Annotated in this window: 18 protein-coding genes; 6 read left to right on the plus strand and 12 right to left on the minus strand. The window is 48.3% G+C overall.

The window, feature by feature from the left end:
• Positions 1–19: 19 nt before the first annotated feature.
• The 9 genes from bamA to rpsB form a co-directional block, all read right to left on the minus strand.
• Complete coding sequence (bamA, locus tag AAGC78_RS08540) at positions 20–2671, minus strand: outer membrane protein assembly factor BamA (RefSeq protein ID WP_435783733.1); 2652 nt, start codon at positions 2669–2671, stop codon at positions 20–22.
• A gap of 74 nt (positions 2672–2745) precedes the next feature.
• Positions 2746–4098: an RIP metalloprotease RseP gene (gene rseP, locus AAGC78_RS08545; RefSeq protein ID WP_435783641.1), complete on the minus strand. Its 1353-nt coding sequence runs from the start codon at positions 4096–4098 to the stop codon at positions 2746–2748.
• Positions 4099–4120: 22 nt separating this feature from the next.
• The gene (gene ispC / locus AAGC78_RS08550) at positions 4121–5320 is read right to left on the minus strand and encodes a 1-deoxy-D-xylulose-5-phosphate reductoisomerase (protein ID WP_435783642.1); all 1200 of its coding nucleotides are present in this window, start codon (positions 5318–5320) and stop codon (positions 4121–4123) included.
• A 3-nt stretch (positions 5321–5323) separates the two neighbouring features.
• The gene (locus AAGC78_RS08555) at positions 5324–6178 is read right to left on the minus strand and encodes a phosphatidate cytidylyltransferase (RefSeq protein WP_435783643.1); all 855 of its coding nucleotides are present in this window, start codon (positions 6176–6178) and stop codon (positions 5324–5326) included.
• Entirely contained in the window at positions 6171–6905 is a 735-nt protein-coding gene (gene uppS, locus AAGC78_RS08560) for a polyprenyl diphosphate synthase (RefSeq protein WP_435783644.1), read from the minus strand. Before uppS ends, AAGC78_RS08555 begins: the two co-directional genes overlap by 8 nt.
• 132 nt (positions 6906–7037) lie before the next feature.
• On the minus strand, positions 7038–7595 hold the full coding sequence (gene frr, locus AAGC78_RS08565; RefSeq protein WP_435783645.1) for a ribosome recycling factor: 558 nt from the start codon (positions 7593–7595) through the stop codon (positions 7038–7040).
• Entirely contained in the window at positions 7592–8326 is a 735-nt protein-coding gene (gene pyrH, locus AAGC78_RS08570) for a UMP kinase (protein ID WP_039911917.1), read from the minus strand. The genes frr and pyrH overlap by 4 nt, the downstream gene beginning before the upstream one ends.
• A gap of 257 nt (positions 8327–8583) precedes the next feature.
• Entirely contained in the window at positions 8584–9453 is an 870-nt protein-coding gene (tsf, locus tag AAGC78_RS08575; protein WP_435783646.1) for a translation elongation factor Ts, read from the minus strand.
• A gap of 126 nt (positions 9454–9579) precedes the next feature.
• Positions 9580–10317 (minus strand): 30S ribosomal protein S2, encoded by a 738-nt coding sequence (rpsB, locus tag AAGC78_RS08580; protein WP_435783647.1) that lies wholly within the window; start codon positions 10315–10317, stop codon positions 9580–9582.
• A gap of 339 nt (positions 10318–10656) precedes the next feature.
• Between rpsB and uxuA the strand changes: the two genes are divergently transcribed.
• Entirely contained in the window at positions 10657–11847 is a 1191-nt protein-coding gene (gene uxuA, locus AAGC78_RS08585) for a mannonate dehydratase (protein ID WP_435783648.1), read from the plus strand.
• A gap of 81 nt (positions 11848–11928) precedes the next feature.
• On the opposite strand, the gene AAGC78_RS08590 is transcribed toward uxuA, so the two are convergent.
• The 3 genes from AAGC78_RS08590 to AAGC78_RS08600 are packed head-to-tail and all read right to left on the minus strand — an operon-like array spanning position 11929 to position 14008.
• Positions 11929–12849: a ZIP family metal transporter gene (locus AAGC78_RS08590; RefSeq protein WP_435783649.1), complete on the minus strand. Its 921-nt coding sequence runs from the start codon at positions 12847–12849 to the stop codon at positions 11929–11931.
• A gap of 15 nt (positions 12850–12864) precedes the next feature.
• Positions 12865–13476, minus strand: a complete 612-nt coding sequence (locus tag AAGC78_RS08595) for a superoxide dismutase (RefSeq protein WP_435783650.1) — start codon at positions 13474–13476, stop codon at positions 12865–12867.
• Positions 13477–13516: 40 nt separating this feature from the next.
• The gene (locus AAGC78_RS08600; protein WP_435783651.1) at positions 13517–14008 is read right to left on the minus strand and encodes a hypothetical protein; all 492 of its coding nucleotides are present in this window, start codon (positions 14006–14008) and stop codon (positions 13517–13519) included.
• A gap of 216 nt (positions 14009–14224) precedes the next feature.
• Here AAGC78_RS08600 and map point away from each other — a divergent pair, with 216 nt between their 5' ends.
• The 5 genes from map to AAGC78_RS08625 all read left to right on the plus strand — a co-directional run bounded on the left by map (position 14225) and on the right by AAGC78_RS08625 (position 20028).
• On the plus strand, positions 14225–14995 hold the full coding sequence (gene map / locus AAGC78_RS08605; protein ID WP_435783652.1) for a type I methionyl aminopeptidase: 771 nt from the start codon (positions 14225–14227) through the stop codon (positions 14993–14995).
• A 105-nt stretch (positions 14996–15100) separates the two neighbouring features.
• Entirely contained in the window at positions 15101–17791 is a 2691-nt protein-coding gene (locus tag AAGC78_RS08610) for a [protein-PII] uridylyltransferase (RefSeq protein ID WP_435783653.1), read from the plus strand.
• A 20-nt stretch (positions 17792–17811) separates the two neighbouring features.
• Positions 17812–19011: a succinyldiaminopimelate transaminase gene (dapC, locus tag AAGC78_RS08615; RefSeq protein WP_435783654.1), complete on the plus strand. Its 1200-nt coding sequence runs from the start codon at positions 17812–17814 to the stop codon at positions 19009–19011.
• The gene (nth, locus tag AAGC78_RS08620) at positions 19008–19679 is read left to right on the plus strand and encodes an endonuclease III (protein WP_435783655.1); all 672 of its coding nucleotides are present in this window, start codon (positions 19008–19010) and stop codon (positions 19677–19679) included. The genes dapC and nth overlap by 4 nt, the downstream gene beginning before the upstream one ends.
• A gap of 4 nt (positions 19680–19683) precedes the next feature.
• Complete coding sequence (locus AAGC78_RS08625) at positions 19684–20028, plus strand: ArsC family reductase (protein ID WP_435783656.1); 345 nt, start codon at positions 19684–19686, stop codon at positions 20026–20028.
• Positions 20029–20035 lie beyond the last annotated feature (7 nt).

Genomic DNA, 20035 nt, shown 5'->3' on the forward strand with positions numbered 1-20035 from the left:
ATGAGTTAAAACATTATTGTTAGAAGGTTTGCCCCAAGGAGAACTGGAACACTTCTGTTCGATCCGCCTCATTTTCATGCAGTGGCTCTGCAATACTAAAAGTCATCGGACCAAAACCGGAAATCCACGTTAAACCAAAACCAACTGATGTATTAATACGACTAAGATCGACTCCGTAACAATTCACTTGAGTCGCACCACAATCTGTATCAAACACATTACCTGCATCAAAGAAGAAGGTAGTCTGTAAGGAACGTTGATCTTTAATAAACGGTAGAGGGAATAAAATTTCCGCACCACCTTGAATTAATACATTGCCACCGAAAGCTCCGCGCGTACGGCTGGTGTAAGTACTGCCCACGATTAAATCACTGATTAACTCACCAGGATTACAGATACGCGGATAACCTTGAGAGTTAGCGCCAACGCCAGCAGCTTCCGGATCTTCACATAATACATAAGCGGCACCGCCAGTTTCACCTGCGCTAATAATCCCGTCACCATTTAAGTCATCCCAAATAGTGGGAGTGCTAACCGCACTACGCTGGGGAGAGCTGCGTGGGCCAAGAGTATTACGCTCGAATCCACGAACTGAACCGAAGCCACCAGCATAATAATGTTCGAAGAATGGCAACTCGTCCAAATCACCGTATGCACCGGCATAACCTAACCGCGTATGCAAACGTAAAGTCAGAGAGCGGGTCAAAGGTTTGAAAATCTGTCCGTTATAGTCGAATTTGTAGTACTGCAAATCACCGCCAGGTAACGACAACTCAAAAGTAAGCTGCTGCGAAGCACCACGGTTAGCTAAAACACCACGGTTCAAAGTCGAACGCAACCAATACATACTTACTTGTGCATCGTTAAAGGTATCGCCGTAGATATCAAGGAAACCAAGTTCGCCCAACATATCTTCGGTAAATACTTTGCGCTCGTAACTTCCATTCGGGAAATCAATGCCATTAACAAGTTGCTGATTCAATGCATAGTTTTCAGATTGGGTAATATAACCAACACTCGAATCCCAATATGGAGTACGGATAATTTCTTGTGATGAATAACCTGTCGGTTCAACTTCCAAACTACGCAAACCAATATCGAAGCCTATACGCTCAATATCAGAAATTGGGTAACCAAAATTTAACTTACCACCATAAACGTTTGTGCTGTATGGAGTGATGTTGTATGAACCATAGTCACTCTTGGTGTAGTACAAACTCATACCGCGACTTACACCATCAGGAGTGAAGTACGGGTCGTTGTAGTTAAAGTTGTAAGATGTTTGGTAGCGGTTATGGCTGAAGCTAAAACCTACTTGCTTACCAGTACCAAACCAGTTGTTTTGCTGGATGCTCGCTGAGAATAATAAGCCGGAATATTGCGCATAACCAACTTGCAAGCCCATGCTTCCTGATGGCTGCTCTTCCACGGTGTATTCAACATCGATTTGATCTGAAGTACCAGGAACTTCTTTGTTCTCTACTTTCACTTCTTTAAAGAAGCCTAAACGCTCCAAACGAACTTTGGAGTTTTCGATTTGTGCAGAGTTAGCAGAGCCCCCCTCCATCTGACGCATTTCACGGCGCAATACTTCGTCGACAGTTTTAGTATTGCCACGGAAGTTAATACGATTTACGTAAGCACGCTTGCCCGGCTCGATAAAGAACGTAATTTTTACTGTCTTATCTGCATCATTGCGCTCCGGCATACCTTCTACTTTGGCAAACGTATAACCTTCATTACCTAAACGCTTGGTTACATACTCTTCTGACGTAGTCATCAATATCTGCGAGAACACCTGATCTTTTTGCATCAAAATCATGCGACGAATAATTTCTTCGTCAATAGCAGGATCACCCGCCAGTTCAATATCACTCACCTTATAAATCTCACCTTCAGTGATATTAACGGTGACGAAAATTTTTGATTTATCCGGACTTAAAGAAATTTGTGATGAATCGAGTTTGAAGTTCAGATAGCCGCGATCCATATACCAGGATTCAAGGCGCTCTAAATCTCCTTTCATTTTCTCTTTGTTGTATTTGTCGTTACCGGAAATCCACGACCACATGCCGGTCGTTTTCAGCTCAAACAAATCGATCAACTCTTCTTCTGTATAAGAGTGATTACCAACGATATTGATTTGTTTAATACGGGAAGGACTACCTTCATCAATGTTTACCAAAACCTTCACCTGGTTACGTGGCATATCTTCAATTTCGATATTCACGCTCGCGCCGTAACGCCCCTGGTTTACATATTCACGTTGCAGAGCCTGAGTGATACCCTCCAAGGTTGCACGCTGGAAAATTTGGCCTTCTGACAAGTTGTTGTCTTTGAGGCTGTCCATCAGGTTTTCGGTTTTGATGGCCTTGTTGCCCTTAAGCTCAATTTTGTTAATGGCCGGGCGCTCTTTGATCACCAATACCAGAACATCGCCATCGCGCTTGATAGCAACATCGGAAAAGTAACCCACCTTAAACAACTCGCGCGTTGCGTTTTGAATATCGGCTTGGGTGAGAACATCACCAACACGGATCGGCATAGCACTAAATACCGTACCAGCAGAAACGCGCTGCAATCCTTCCACGCGAATATCACTTACACGGAAAGTTTGCGCCTGTACCGCAACGGATAGGAAGAGCGCTAGAAAACAGCCAAAAATTCGCATCAAAACTCGCTTCATAGAATCTGTTCTAATCATAAATGAATGTTGGTCGCAGCCCGGCACAAGAGATTGCCAGATCAAAGCCGCATTATGTCGTTATACAGCGCCAGTACACTTAAGCTGATCACCAGAAAAAGTCCAACCTGATACCCCAGCATCTGCACTCTGTCGGACACCGGTTTCCCCTTAATTACTTCAATGAAGTAATAAAATAAGTGACCGCCATCCAGTACCGGGATAGGTAAAAGGTTGAAGACCGCCAGGAAGACACTCAACAGGGCGACAAAACCAATAAAGCTCCTCAGACCGCTCTCGGCCGAAGAGCCCGCCACCTTAGCAATGGTTATCGGTCCACTCAAGTTTTTCGTAGAAATTTCGCCAAGAATCAATTTTTTGACTGATAAAAGAACAAATCCCGAGGTTTCCCAAGTTTTATTGATCCCGGCAAGGAAGGCTCCGCCAAAAGAATAGCTATAGGAACGAATCATTTCCTCAGGCATTTCGTAGGCCTGGACAGCTATCCCAATGCGCCCGATTCGCTGCCCCCCCTCTTCCGAAGCCTCAGGAGTAAGCGTAAACGGCAAGACTTGACCTTCGCGCTCCACACTCACTTGAAGCGAATCACCGGGATGTTTGCGCACGTATTCAACCCAGGTACGCCAATCTTCAATTACCAAATCATCGACCTGGATAATTTTATCGCCAGCCTTCAAACCTGCCTTTTCCGCCACACCACCGGCAACAACCTCTCCCGCGATAGCAGGAATTTTTGGTAATTGCAGGCCAATCCCCAATCCTTTAATCGGGTCAGGATCAATTGAATCGCGCAACCAATCAACCAGCTGCGCATCAGATTCATATTGGAAATGAGAGTCTGGGTACGCCACCTTAAAACGTATAGTGCCAGTTTCCCCAAGACGATTTAGTAACGCCTTGTTAAGGGCCTGCCAAGTCGGGGTCAACTCTCCATCAACAGCTACTATTTCCTGTCCCTTTTCAAGGCCAGCTTGGGCGGCAATCGAGCCAGGAGCAACAGTATCGATAAGAGGAATCAGGTCGCGCTGGCCTTGCAGCAACAACACCCAAAACAGCGCTATAGCTAAAACGAAATTAGCGGCAGGGCCAGCAGCAACAATTGCGATTCGCTGCCAGACACTTTTGGTATTAAACGCTAAATGGCGCTCCTCTACTGGAACAGCTCCCTCGCGCTCATCAAGCATTTTGACATAGCCACCCAAAGGTAAGGCGGCAAGCGCGAACTCAGTACCATGCTTATCGCGACACGACCACAGCACCTTGCCAAAGCCAATAGAGAAGCGATGAACCTTCACACCACATAAGCGAGCAACATAGAAATGACCGAATTCATGGATAGACACCAGAATTAACAATGCCACCAGAAAAGACAAAACGGTCTGGATTAAATCCATAGATACAACCTCAGGATAATAGTCACCAGCGTGCAATAAATTGCTGAGCTATAGCGCGAGCCTCAGCATCGGCGCTTTGGACATGCACCAGACTCTGGGGTTCACAAGATGGGAGAGATGAAAGCACGTGATCGATTACTGCAGCTATCTGATCAAAGCGAATTGCACGGTTCAAAAAAGCCACCACGGCAACTTCATTGGCTGCATTTAGTAACGCTGGTGCAGTGCCCGACGTCTCTGCCGCTTGTTGCGCCAGGCGCAAGCATGGGAAGCGCTCATAATCCGGCGCAGTAAAGTCCAGTCTGGCAGTCGCGATCAAATCAAGGCTCGCGACACCCGATTCAATTCGCTCCGGCCATGCCAATGCATGAGCGATGGGCGTGCGCATATCGGGATTCCCCAACTGCGCCAGAACCGAACCATCAATATATTCGACCATTGAGTGAATGACACTCTGCGGATGTATCACAACCTGAACCTGTTGTGGGCGGGTATTAAACAGCCAGCACGCTTCTATCAGCTCCAGACCTTTATTCAGCATGGTCGCTGAATCAACCGAAATCTTTTGCCCCATGCTCCAATTGGGATGAGCGCAAGCCTGCTCGGGGGTGACGTTAGAGAGATCGGCAATGGGGGTATTACGGAATGGGCCACCAGAGGCAGTCAGCAGAATTTTGCGCACTCCGCTCGACTTCAAGCCATCAGCGAGATAATCAGCGCGATGGTTAGGCAGGCATTGGAAGATAGCGTTGTGCTCACTGTCGATGGGCAGCAACACGGCACCATGTTCAGCGACTGCACGGGTAAACAAGCCCCCCGCCATTACCAAGGCCTCTTTATTAGCGAGCAATACTTTCTTACCCGCCTTGACTGCGGCAAGAGTTGGCAATAAGCCGACGGCCCCTACTATGGCCGCCATCACCGTATCGACTTCATCATGCGCCGCAACAGCAGCTAAAGCTTCAGCACCTTGCAATACTTCTGTTGCACAGCCTTGTCGACGCAGCTCGCGCTCCAACTCAGCCGCAGCAAGTGAGTCATTAAGCACAGCGTAACGTGGTTTGTGAATCAAACATTGGGTCGCCAAAACCTGCCAACGGCGATCGGCGCTTAACGCAAATACCTGATAGCGGTCGGGGTGGCGCGCGATTACATCAAGGGTGCTAACGCCAATTGAACCAGTCGCACCAAGGATGGTGATCTTTTGCGGGGCATTTGGCATAGATTAAACACCCGCACCCGCTGCAAACGCGCCACTGGCAAGCAGCGCCAACGCAAAAACCGGCGCACCGGCAGTAATGCCATCAACGCGATCCAGAATCCCACCGTGACCGGGCAAAATGCTGCCACTGTCTTTCACGCCGGCATGGCGCTTGACCATACTTTCAAGCAAATCGCCCAATACTGAAATCAAACTGGTGGGGACAACCAACACCAACATTAATAGCAGGCTGGTATTCAAGGCTTGGCTCAAAATCACCGCTAACAAGCAATTTGCTAGAAATCCACCAGCAAAACCCTCCCAGGTTTTGCCCGGACTAACCGCCGGCGCCAACTTATGCTTGCCAAAACGACGACCAGCAAAATAACCACCGCTATCGGCAAGCGCCACAATCAGCATTAATAGCAGCACCAACCAGGCACCATTAGCTTGCTGACGGACATACACTAACGCAACCCATGTCGGGATCAACACCAGCAATCCCATCAACAAGCGCAATAACTTATGCCCCCAGAGCACCGCACTGCTGGGATAACCCTGCACCAACAGCAGCGCCACTGCCCACCAGCTGCAGCCGACAATTAATAAATCGCGAATAGCGAGATTATTGAGACGTGGGCTCGCCTCACCTTCAAAACCCAAATAGAGCGCAGCACCAACAAGCAATGCAAATACCGCAACAGAGTAAGCGAGCCGCTGCCACACAGCGGGCAACCCGGACAAGTTCGCCCACTCCCACGCGCCGATCAATACCACCGCACCAATAAAGAAAGAGAAATAACCTGCAGGCAAACCAAACAATGCCGTCAGAAAAATTGCGGCAAGCACCAGAGCGGTAATAACACGCTGCTTAAGCATTGAGAGCTCCCGCATCAATTTGATCGCCCGTCATCCCAAAACGACGCTGACGCTCATGAAAACTGTTAGCAGCCTTTTTTAATTCGTTGCCATCAAAATCAGGCCAGAGTTTGTCACTGAAAAATAATTCAGCGTAAGCGCATTGCCACAATAAAAAGTTGCTGATACGCACCTCGCCACCCGTGCGGATTAATAAATCCAGCGGCGGCAAATCAGCAAGGCATGTGTGCTCGTGCAATGAATCTTCAGTAATGGTTGCAGGGTCCAATTCACCTGCCGCAACCTGCTGCGCCATCTTTTTTGCAGCCTGGGCGATATCCCAACGGCCACCATAATCCGCGGCGATTACCAAAGTAGTTTTCCCACCGCGGGTCAATTCTTCTGCGGCAGCGATAGATTTTTGAATAGAGGGACTAAAACGTTCGCGATTACCAATTACGCGCAAAGCGACATCTTTTTTCTTAAGCGCCTTGGCTTCATTTTTGAGGTAAAGCAGAAACAACGACATCAGCGCTTCAACTTCCAGCGGCGGGCGGCGCCAGTTCTCACTACTGAAAGCAAAAACAGTGAGCACTTCCACCCCCACTTCCTGACAGGCAGCCATCACATCGCGAATACGCTCAACACCAACCTTATGGCCAGAAACTCCCGCCATACCGCGCTGCTTGGCCCAGCGATTATTGCCATCCATAATGATCGCTACATGGCGAAGACTATTGTCAGTCACGCATACTCTCCTGGCGGCGGGTTGTTATCGACAAATCGATAGCCCGTTTTACTTTTTGTAGTGATGTTATTGTGTTTCTGTGAGTGGATTGGATTTGGTTAACGCAAACCAAATCCAATCAGATGATGCGGATTAAACAGCCATCAAATCCACTTCTTTTGCAGCGAGCGCTTTATCAACTTCCGCAATATATTTGTCAGTGATTTTTTGAATTTCGTCTTGTGCACGACGATCATCATCTTCACCGATTGCTTTATCTTTCAACAATGCTTTTACATCACCCAATACATCGCGACGCACATTGCGCACCGCAACGCGACCGTTTTCAGCTTCTGCACGCGCTTGCTTGATAAAGTTTTTACGTGTTTCTTCAGTCAACATCGGCAATGGAATACGAATCAAACCGTTGTTGGTTGATGGATTTAAACCCAAATCAGATTTCATAATCGCTTTTTCAATCGCAGGAACCAGATTGCGCTCCCAAGGGCTTATCGACAGCGTGCGCGCATCTTCGATATTAATATTCCCCACTTGCGCTAATGGTGTTGGAGTACCGTAGTAATCGACAAGAATGCCATCCAACAAGCTCGGGTGTGCACGACCGGTGCGAATTTTGTTGAAGTTAAGACCAAGCACTTCAACTGCTTTTTTCATGCGCGCTTCAGCGTCTTTTTTAATGTCATTAATCATGATTTATCCTCTTCAATCAAAGTACCTTCGTTGCTACCCACAACGATATTCAGCAGTGCACCGGTTTTATTCATCCGGAATACGCGTACCGGCATGTCATGCTCGCGGCACAAACAAATAGCAGTCAAATCCATTACGCCTAATTTTTTATCCAAGACTTCATCGTAAGAAAGACGATCGTACTTGGTTGCGGTTGGATCTTTTTTCGGGTCAGCCGAATAAACACCGTCAACCTTGGTTGCTTTCAAGACGATGTCTGCATCGACTTCAATACCACGCAAACAAGCAGCAGAATCGGTAGTAAAGAAAGGGTTGCCAGTACCGGCAGAGAAAATAACCACTTCACCGGAATTCAAGAAACGCACTGCACGGCGGCGATCATAGTGCTCAACCACACCGCTCATCGGAATAGCGGACATAACACGAGAAGAAATATTGGAGCGCTCCAGAGCATCACGCATCGCAAGAGCATTCATTACAGTGGCCAACATGCCCATGTGATCGCCAGTTACGCGATCCAAACCCGCCGCACTCAGCGCTGCACCACGGAACAAGTTACCGCCACCGATTACCAAACCAACCTGAACACCTATACCGACCAACTGACCAATTTCCAACGCCATCTTGTCTAGAACCTTGGGATCAATACCGAAACCTTCGGTACCCATCAGCTCCTCACCGCTGAGTTTCAATAAAATACGCTTGTACTTTTTATCTCTGGGGCTGGACATAAATGCTCTCCAAAACAATGAGTTAGCCGCGAATACCCGCCCATACTGAGGGGTCGAAAAAATCGGTGCAGTGTAACAGAAAAAAGGCTGACGGGTGGTGGCGCCATCCCTCTTTTTCACCCCAGGCAATGTGCGAAAGACTACATACAGAACCCAAACCAGACAAAACCCACCCTCCCCCGCCAATCTAAAAACCATAAAAAACCCGCACAAGTCACCCTGTGCGGGTTTTTATCAACCAGATTAGCGAGAGCTAATTAGGCTTTTGAAGCAGCAACTTGTGCAGCAACTTCAGCAGCGAAGTCTACTACTGCAACTTCGATACCCTCGCCCACTTCAAGACGCACAAAGTTTTTCACGGTAGCGCCGCCAGCTTTAGCGAATTGCGCAACAGTTTGCTCAGGATTCTTAACGAATGCTTGATCAACCAAGCTAGCTTCTTTAAGGAACTTGCTGATACGACCACCAATCATCTTCTCAACGATCTCAGCTGGTTTGCCAGCCATGTCTGGTTGAGCACGGATGATTTCTTTTTCTTTCTCTACCAAGTCAGCTGGCATTTGGTCAGAGCTAACCACTTGTGGGTTAACTGCTGCAACGTGCATAGCAACGTCTTTAGCAACTTCTTCGCTGCCGCCTTCCAATTGAACCAATACCGCAATGCGGTTGTTCAAGTGCAAGTAACCACCAACTACACCGCCATCAACCAAGCTGATGCGACGAACGCTGATTTTTTCACCGATTTTTTGCACCAGAGCTTCACGAGCAGCTTCCAACTCGCCAGCCATAACAGCAGCTACGTCGGTTTGCTTGGTAGTGAATGCTTTATCCAATACGGTATTTACGAAAGCAAGGAAGCCAGCATCGCGTGCAACGAAGTCAGTCTCAGAGTTAACTTCAACGATTACACCGTAGCTGTTGTCCGGAGCAACTTTAACAGCAACAACGCCATCAGCAGCGGTACGGCCTTCTTTCTTAGCAGCTTTCAAGCCAGATACTTTGCGCAGGTTTTCGATCGCCAGATCAACATCACCATTGGCTTCGCCCAGCGCTTTTTTACATTCCATCATGCCCAAACCAGTACGGTCGCGCAGTTCTTTTACCAATGCAGGAGTAACAGCTGTCATGGTTGTTTCCTCTATAGAAATGTTCGAATTCAATTTGAAAAAAGGGGGCCAAGCCCCCTCTTCCGACAACTCAGTGCCTGCACGCAGGCTACTGGAGCTTTATGGTCGTTTGATTACTACTTGAGATTACTCAGCAGCGCCTTCGGCAGCTACGTATTCATCTTTATTTGGAACTGAAGAAGATGATTTAGCACCTTCCAGACATGCATCAGCGATAGCAGATACATACAACTTGATCGCGCGGATGGCGTCGTCGTTGCCTGGAATTACATAATCAACGCCTTCTGGATTGCTGTTGGTATCAACGATACCAATTACAGGAATACCAAGCTTGTTAGCTTCCTGGATTGCAATGCGCTCGTGATCAACATCGATAACAAACATTGCATCTGGCAGACCAGCGATGTTTTTGATACCACCGATTGAACGCTCCAGCTTCTCCATGTCACGGCTGCGCATCAGGGCTTCTTTCTTGGTCAATTTCAAGAAAGTACCGTCCTGGCTTTGAGCAGTCAGGTCAGACAGGCGACGGATAGAAGCACGGATGGTTTTGTAGTTAGTGAGCATGCCGCCCAACCAACGGTGACTTACGAACGGCTGACCAGCGCGCTCAGCTTGCTCTTTGATGGTCTTTTGCGCAGCGCGCTTGGTACCAACAAACAAAATCTTTTTCTTTTGAGAAGCCATTTGCTGCACCAAAGCCAAAGCTTCGTTGAATGCAGGAACGGTGTGCTCAAGGTTGATAATATGAATCTTGTTACGTGCACCGAAGATGTATTTACCCATCTTTGGGTTCCAGTAACGGGTTTGGTGACCGAAGTGGACACCGGCAGACAACATGTCGCGCATGCTTACTTGTGGCATTTTAGTATTCCTACTGGGTTAGGCCTCCATACACCCCGCTAACCAACCATCATGTTCGCGGAAGCGAGCATTGGGCACCCAGGTTTTGCGTGTCGGTATATGTGTGACGTTGGTAAATTAAGTTAAAAACTACGATTTCTTCATGGGTAAGTGGAACTCATCCCAAAAAGAGGCGCGCTTTATACCATATAAATCCGCGCAAATAAACCAAAACCCATATTTGTAAAGGTTTTGCCAGTGTAAGGAACTGCTTAGGCTCTAGGCTGCGCACATTTCAACTTGTACACTAGTGATATCAACCCCACCCATAATTTCGAAAAACATCCCGAGAGTAATAAGATGAAAGAAACCTGGCGCTGGTTTGGCCCTAAAGATACCGTTAGCCTGCAAAACATCGCCCAAGCAGGGGCGACCGGCATTGTGACCTCCCTACACCATATTCCGACCGGTGCGGTCTGGCCAATGGCCGACATTATCGAGCGCAAACAATTGATCGAGGCCAGCGGCCTTGAGTGGGCGGTTATCGAAAGTATTCCGCTACATAACGACATCAAAACCCGCACCGGAAATTTCCAGCAATATATCGACAACTATAAAGAGTCGATCCGCAACGTCGGCGCCGCCGGTGTTTACGATGTGTGCTACAACTTTATGCCTGTGGTCGATTGGACCCGCACCAACCTTAATTACACCCTGCCAAACAATGCCCGCGCGCTGCGTTTTGAGATGAGCGATTTTGCCGCATATGATGCCTACATCCTCAAGCGCCCTGGCGCCGAACAATCCTATCGTCCTGACGTGCTTGCCAAAGCCAAAACGCGCCTTGATGCAATGACCGACGAAGAAAAAGTCCTGCTAGAGAAGAACATCATCGCCGGTTTACCTGGCGGCGAAGGTTCTTACGACCGCGACGGCATACGCGCCGCTATCGACCTGTTTATCCAAATGGGCGATGAAGGTATGCGCACCAACCTGTTTGCCTTCCTGCGCGAGATCATTCCTGTCGCCGAAGAAGCCGGCGTGCGCATGGCAATCCACCCCGATGATCCACCGTTCTCACTGTTTGGTTTACCACGCGTCGTTTCTACTGCGGATGATGCGCGCGCTTTGCTTGAAGCTGTGCCAAGCCCGGCAAATGGGCTGACCCTGTGCGCAGGATCCTACGGCGCGCGCTGCGATAACAATCTGGTCGCCATGGCTCGTGAATTCGGTGAGCGCATTTACTTTGTACACTTGCGCAATATCAAACGCGAAGATGATGGCTCTTTCTACGAATCTGACCATCTCGATGGTGACAACGATATGGTCGGCTTGATTGATGCGCTATTAGATGAAGAAGAACGTCGCACCAAAGCAGGAGTCAATCTTCCTAAAATTGCGATGCGTCCCGATCACGGCCATTTAATGGGCGATGAAATCGGCAAAGCCGGCATCAACCCCGGTTATTCTTATGCAGGCCGCATGAAAGGTTTGGCAGAACTGCGCGGCGTGATACATGCGCTATCGACCCTGCGCAGCCGAGCGGTGTAATCGCCTGCATATAAAGCAGCTAGATAAAAAAGGGGCCAAAAGGCCCCTTTTTTGTTTTGTTCGATTTGCAGTGCAGATGAATTATTGGAACGCGTTATCCAAAATCATCATCAAAATAAAGCCGATGGTTAAACCGCTGGTGGCATGGATCTCATGGCCTTTGCGGTGCGACTCAGGAATAATTTCGTGACTGACCACAAACAGCATTGCGCCCGCTGCAAAACCTAAACCCCACGGCAGCAGCAGAATTGAGTGACTGACAATACCCGCACCCAGCGCCGCTCCGGCCGGCTCAATCAATCCCGATGCTGCACCGATAAGAATCGACTTGGTACGCGAATAACCCGCAGCCACCAACGCGATGGCGACCACCAATCCCTCTGGAATATCCTGAATGGAAATACCGGTCATCAACGCATCGCCCACCTCTGTACCGCTGGCGTAAGCAACGCCAATCGCCAGACCTTCGGGCAGATTGTGCAAGGTAATCGCGAATACAAAAAGCCAGGTGCGACGAATGATTGAGGCTGGCCCCTCCACTCCCTTAATGAAATGCTCGTGTGGCAGACGACTGTCGATCAACAACATTAGACCGCTACCGAGCGCCAAGCTGAGGCCAATGGTGCCAGCTGCTTGCCAACCATTCAGACCAATATTTCTGGCAGCATCCAGACCGGGAATTATTAAAGAGAAGGCGCAAGCCGCGAGCATAACGCCCGCGCCAAACCCCAAAAGACCATCCTGAACCTTGCCGGACAGATTGCGAAATAACAGGATGAGCAATGCCCCCAATGCTGTGCATCCTGCAGCAATAAAACCTCCATGTAACGCCTGGGGCACATTGGGCATTAGCTCCAACTCACCCCAGCAGGTGTAGACCAACACCGCCAAGCCCAACACATTGATGGTTATCCCCAAGGTACGGCGAAACAAGGATGCGCGAATCCAGTTAAGGAACGCCGTCATCAAACCCGTATTCTCGCCAGAGGTCGCATTGCTCATTCGTTTATTGCTCCCTTATGCCAGCGCGCCTTGGTAGCGACGCTCAACTTCAGGCCAACTAATTACATTGTAGAACGCCGCAATGTATTCAGGGCGACGGTTTTGGTAGAGCAAGTAATAGGCATGCTCCCACACATCCAAACCGAGGATCGGTGTATTACCGCTCATTAGAGGACTGTCCTGATTGCCACTACTTTCAACCACCAGCTTCTTCTCTGGAGTCACTGACAACCACGCCCAACCACTACCAAAACGAGTAAGTGCAGCCGCCGTAAATGCCTGTTTAAATGCATCCAATCCACCCAAGTCAGCATTAATCGCCGCCGCCAATGCGCCACTTGGCTCACCGCCACCGTCAGGAGCCATCACTTTCCAAAACAAACTGTGGTTAGCGTGGCCGCCGCCGTGATTGCGCACCGCATCGCGCAATTTTTCAGGGAGCGACTGAATGCCGTTGAGCAACTGCTCCAACGTACGGCTTTCGTATTCGGTATCTTTAATAGCCGCGTTCAGGTTGTTGATATAAGCCTGATGGTGCTTGCTGTGGTGGATTTCCATCGTCTTGGTATCGATGTGAGGCTCAAGAGCGTCGTATGCGTAATCAAGCGCAGGAAGTGTGTAAGTCATAATCGTTTGAGTTCCTTGTTTCGGGGTTAAAAAGACGCACTCAATGAGTGAGCGGAGAATTTCGAGGGAAAGGCATCTGGGTTGCGCAGAGTGTTTGGCTGATCAGAGGATAATCACCGTAACTTTGCAGAAAGGTCATTAGCTCCATGCGGGTCATATTCAGATGCCGCTGTGCCAGCTCCGCCACCGAATCAACCGGATGGCGAAGCAAATCAAAAATCGCCTGATGCGCCGCACACAAATGCTCCGCCGCTCGCCCAAGCAAACCGGCATGCACATACAAATCCGCCAGATTGTGTTGGCTCACCACTAAAGCAGCCATGATGGCATCTACCTGATGCTCGGGAATTGCATACCCCCAACCATCAGTCGACTTAACCATAGAGCGCACTACGCGCAAGGCAGTCTGATAACTAACCCGCGCCTTTTTATTGTTCCCAGACGAAAAGGCCTGGTTACCTGACTGAATCGCCTGCACCCAAGCATCCAGAATCAGCTGTTGGTCTTCCGAAGCAGTAAGTTGGGCATGCATAGCGAGCCTCTCTTGATCAAAATTCATCTTTGATAAAGTTAGTGCTATAAACATACAAATACAAGTAATTATTATTTACACTTAATATATATTAACTTTGGTTATTTCATCTTAAATAAACCGACTGGCAACAATTACACTGGATTTTGGTCAAAAAGGGGCTGAATCGTTTAGAATGCTGCAACTTTTAATCACCCGCCGAGATTGCCCGAATTCATGTCAGTTACTATCAAAACTCCGGAAGAAATCGCAAAAATGCGCGTCGCTGGCCGTATGGCTGCTGAAGTGCTGGAAATGATTGGCCCTTTTGTCCAACCCGGTGTTACCACTGAAGAGCTGGATAAAATCTGTCACGACCATATTGTGAATGTACAAAAAGCCATCCCTGCCTGCCTTGGCTATCGCGGCTTTCCCAAGTCTATTTGTACATCCGTCAACCAAGTGGTTTGCCACGGTATTCCGTCCGAGAAAAAAGTCCTTAAAGCAGGCGACATTATCAATATCGATGTCACCGTGATTTATGAGGGTTACCACGGAGATACCAGTGCGATGTATTTTGTCGGTGCACCCGCTCCTCACGCCGAGCGCTTGGTGAATATCACCCAGGAATGCATGTACAAAGCGATCAAGCTAGTTAAACCCGGCTGCCGTTTGGGCGATATCGGCCATGTAATCCAACAGCACGCCGAAGGTAGTTATTACTCGGTAGTGCGCGAATATTGCGGCCACGGTATCGGAAAAGTATTTCATGAAGATCCGCAAATTCTGCATTACGGCCGCCCCGGTACCGGAATGGAATTAAAAGAAGGCATGACCTTCACCATTGAGCCAATGATCAATGCGGGCAAACCGCACACCAAATTAAAGAGCGATGGCTGGACTGTCGAAACAAAAGACGGCCGCCTCTCGGCGCAATGGGAACACACCATGGTAGTCACCAAAGATGGTGTTGAAGTACTTACCGCGCGCACCGGCGAAGTTTTTTAACCAATGAGCCTGCCCAATTTTTTAAAGCGGGTTTTTAACAAACCCGCATCAACCGCTGAAAAACAACCTACGCAAATTCAATCGCCTCAGGAACCCAGCAAGCCCATGTCGATATCAGCGGTGCCCTACTTTGAACGGCCATTATTTTTCTTCGATCAAAGCCGCTTTCGTCGCGCACTCGCAGAAAAACCGATCATTACTGTGTTCAAAGATGCGATTAATGCGGCAGGCACTCAAGCGAATCGTCGCTTTATCGAAGGCGAAGATATTCGCGCACTGGTTTACGAACGCGCCCTGTTTATCGATTGTGTATTGCACTACGCCTGGTATCAATTTGAGTGGCCGGAAAGCATCAGCCTTGAAGCAGTGGGCGGCTATGGTCGCGGCGAATTGCATCCCGGTTCAGATATCGATTTATTGATCCTGCATCGCCCGGAAATTTTTGAAAGCTGCAAAGACAATATCGAAAAATTCCTCACCTTGCTGTGGGATATAGGCCTCGAAATCGGCAGTAGCGTGCGCACGGTTAAACAAACCATTGAAATTGCGCGCACCGATATCACCGTTGCCACCAACATTATGGAATCGCGCACACTCGTAGGCGACCAATCGCTGCGCTACGAATTACTGCAAGCATCAACGCCCGATAAAATTTGGCCGATTGAAGAGTTTTTTCGCGCGAAATACCAGGAACAACTGGATCGCCACAAAAAATACAACGATACAGAATACAACCTCGAACCCAATATCAAAAATGCACCGGGCGGCTTGCGCGATATCCAAACAATTAATTGGGTAACTAAACGCTACTTCGGCGTGCGCACCCTGCGACAATTAGAAGGTAAAGGATTTTTTACCGACGAAGAGTTTTCACTACTCAACTCGGGTGAAGAATATCTATGGCGTGTACGCTATGCGTTGCATATGGTCGCCAAGCGACCGGAAGAGCGTTTGCTGTTTGATTACCAGCGCGAAATTGCAAAAATATTTGGTTACACCGATAACCATGAAGGACTTGCCGTTGAACAGTTCATGCATAAGTACTATCGCACGGTGCTGGCATTGCGCGAGCTTAACGATGTAGTGCTGCAATTTTTGTCTGAAGCTATTCTAAAAAAAGGCAAAACCAAAAGCGTCGTATCGATTAACGAACGCTTTCAGTTGCGCGATGATTTTATCGAGGCAACCCACACCTACGTGTTTGAAGAAAACCCTTCCGCACTGCTGGAAATGTTTGTGCTAATGGCGCAAAACCCACAGATCGCAGGTGTGCGTGCATCTACCATTCGCTGGATTCGCGAGAGCCGTCATTTAATCGATGACAACTTCCGCTCCAATCCAAAAAACACGCAAATGTTTATCAAACTCTTGCAGCATCCTGCCGGTTTGGTTGAACAATTAAAGCGTATGTCGCGCTACGGTATTCTCGGTTTGTATTTGCCTGAGTTCGGTTTAGTTACCGGGCAGATGCAACACGATTTATTCCATATCTACACAGTGGATGCGCATACCTTAAAAGTAGTGCAGAACATGTGTAACTTTTTGCTGCCGTCCGCAAAAGAAGATTTCCCGGTCGCTGCAACTATTATGAACCGACTGCCGAAGCTGGAGCTGCTTTATATCGCTGGTTTGTATCACGATATCGGCAAAGGCCGCGGTGGCGATCACTCAACACTGGGTGCCGTGGATGCCGAAGAATTTTGCGTACGCCACGGAATCTCCCCACGCGAAACCCGCTTGATTTGCTGGCTGGTTGAAAAACACCTGTTGATGTCACAAGTATCGCAAAAACAGGATATTTCCGATCCGGAAGTCATCCATAAATTTGCACTCGCCATGGGCGATCAGTTGCATCTGGATTATCTGTACTGTCTGACCGTTGCCGATATTAACGGCACCAACAAAGAATTGTGGAACACCTGGCGTGCGAGCTTGTTGCGCAACTTATATCTGGATACGCGCCGCGCATTGCGCCGTGGTTTGGAAAATAACGTTGATAAGCAAGATCTGATTGAAGAAACCCAACAAGCAGCGATTCGTAAACTTGCGCGCAAAGGCATGAGTAAAGAACAGGTGCTCGCGCTCTGGGGCGACATGGGCGACGATTATTTCTTGCGTGAAAACTTTGCCGATATCGCCTGGCACACACAGGCAATTGCCGCACGTACCGACGACAAACCGCTAGTACTGATTAAAAAAACCAGTAGCAAAGAATTGGCTGGTGCGACACAAATTTTCGTTTACAGCAAGAACCAAAAAAATGTGTTTGTTGCCGCAGCTACTGCACTGAGCAACTGTAACCTCAGCATTCAAGATGCGAAGATTTACAGCTCCAAAGCCGGTTACACCATTGATACCTTTTTTGTGCTCAACGAAAACGGTGAACCGCTAGGCAACAATCCAACTCTGCTCAAACAAATCCAGCAAGCGTTAATCGACGAACTCGGCTTGGTGAATGATAACTATCGCGAAGTCATTGGTCGCCGCACTCCGCGCCGCCTGAAATATTTTGCATCACCTACTCGCACCTCACTCAATACCGACATTATTCGCAATTGCAGCGTGTTGGAAGTAATCAGCCCCGACCGCCCCGGCCTGCTCGCGTGCATTGGCCGTATCTTTATGGATTTTGATATCCAATTACTCAATGCGCGCATTGCTACGCTTGGCGAACGCATAGAAGATATTTTCTTTATCGTCACCAACGAAGGTAAACCTTTGAGTGATCCCGATGTTTGCGAAAAACTACAACAGGAAATTCGCGAACAGCTGGATAAGCGCGTCGACAAACTTTAATTTAGCTTGGCCATACGATTATGAATCCGGATTTAAACCAGCTTCATCCCTACCCGTTTGAGAAACTTGCCGCGCTCAAAGCCGCAGTCACTCCACCGGCGCAACTTAACGATATTATGCTATCGATCGGCGAACCCAAACATGAGCCGCCCGCGTTTGTACTGGAAACCTTAGTAAAAAATCTGGGGAAGCTTTCCAATTATCCAACCACAAAAGGTTTGCCTGAATTACGCGAAGCCATTGCCACTTGGGCAGCCAAGCGCTTTCAATTAAATACCGGAACTTTCACCGCAGACAAACACGTATTACCCGTGAATGGCACACGCGAAGCGCTGTTTGCATTTGCGCAAGCGATTGTTGATCGCAACAAACCAAATCCGCTGATTGTATCGCCTAACCCCTTCTATCAAATCTATGAAGGTGCAGCGATTTTATCGGGTGCAGAACCCTACTTTTTAAACTGCACACCGGACAATCATTTTATCCCCGATTTCGCAGCAGTACCTGCAGCGGTGTGGGAGCGTTGCCAGTTATTATTTATTTGCTCGCCCGGCAATCCAACCGGCGCAGTCATGAGCAGTGCGCAGTTAAAACAATTGATTGCCCTTGCTGATCAATACGATTTCGTAATCGCCTCTGACGAATGTTATTCAGAGCTGTATTTTGATGAACAAAATCCACCGGTAGGATTACTGCAAGCCTGTGCTGAATTAGGGCGCGATGATTTTTCTCGCTGCGTGGTATTTCATAGCCTTTCCAAACGCTCCAATCTGCCCGGCTTGCGTTCAGGCTTTGTCGGTGGTGATGCAAAAATACTGGAAAAGTTTTTGCTTTATCGTACCTATCACGGCTGCGCCATGCCTGTACCAACGCAGCTCGCCAGCCTGGCGGCTTGGCAAGACGAAAGCCACGTAATCGACAACCGTGAAGCTTATCGTCAAAAGTTCGATGCAGTATTAGCAATACTGGATGGTGTATTAGCCGTAGAAAAACCGGATGCCAGTTTTTACCTTTGGCCTAAAACGCCAATTAAAGGTGAAGACTTTGCCCAACAACTTTATGCTCAGCAAAAAGTAACCGTTTTGCCCGGCAGTTATTTGGCCCGCGCAGCAGATGGCATTAACCCTGGCGAAAATCATGTGCGCCTCGCCTTGGTTGCACCACTGGCCGAATGCATTCAAGCAGCCGAGCGAATCAAGGCGTTTGTACAATCTTTATGAGTGGCGAGAAAAATTTAACTAAAGCGGAACGGGTCGAGTTTATTTTGCACAAGCTGCAAACACTTTATCCGAATCCGCCGATTCCATTGCAACACAAAGACGCCTACACATTATTGGTTGCGGTTTTGCTTTCCGCGCAGTGCACCGACGAACGCGTAAATACGGTGACCCCAGCGCTGTTTGCGCTGGCGGATAATCCTTACGACATGGCCAAATTGCCAGTCGAAAAAATTCAGGAAATTATTCGCCCTTGCGGCTTATCGCCGCAAAAATCCAAAGCGATTTCAGTGTTGTCACAAATGCTGATCGATGAACATCAAGGCCAAGTCCCCGCCGATTGGGAAGCGTTGGAGCGCTTACCCGGTGTTGGTCACAAAACAGCGAGTGTGGTGATGAGCCAAGCGTTTGGTCATCCCGCATTTGCGGTGGATACTCACATCCATCGCCTCGCACAACGCTGGGGATTAACCAACGGCAAAAATGTAGTGCAAACCGAAAAGGATTTAAAACGATTGTTCCCGCAAGACACATGGAATGCGTTGCATTTGCAAATTATTTATTACGGCCGCGAGTTTTGCTCGGCCCGAGGTTGCGACGGCACCGCTTGTGAAATTTGCAAGACTTGTTATCCGACCCGCAAGAAACCCAAAATTGTATTGAAGCCTTAAATTTATGACTACGTTATACGGCATTAAAAACTGCGACACAGTAAAAAAAGCTCGCACCTGGCTTGAACAAAACAAAGTGGATTACCACTTTCACGATTTTCGTGCAGATGGTCTGACCGCTGCGCAAGTTAGCAGTTGGATTTCCGAGATCGGACTGGAAACACTGATCAACAAACGCAGTACAACCTGGAAAGAATTGGACGAAGCCACCAAAGCCACGTTTTCAGAAGCTACTGCACCAGCAATTGTTAGCGCTAATCCAACGCTGATCAAACGCCCACTGCTTGATACCGGTAAGCAAAAACACGTCGGTTTTAAAGACGCAGAATACGCAACACTTTTTAATTAATTATTGA

Origin of the sequence: Cellvibrio sp. (assembly GCF_039207905.1) — a bacterium.
GTDB lineage: Bacteria > Pseudomonadota > Gammaproteobacteria > Pseudomonadales > Cellvibrionaceae > Cellvibrio.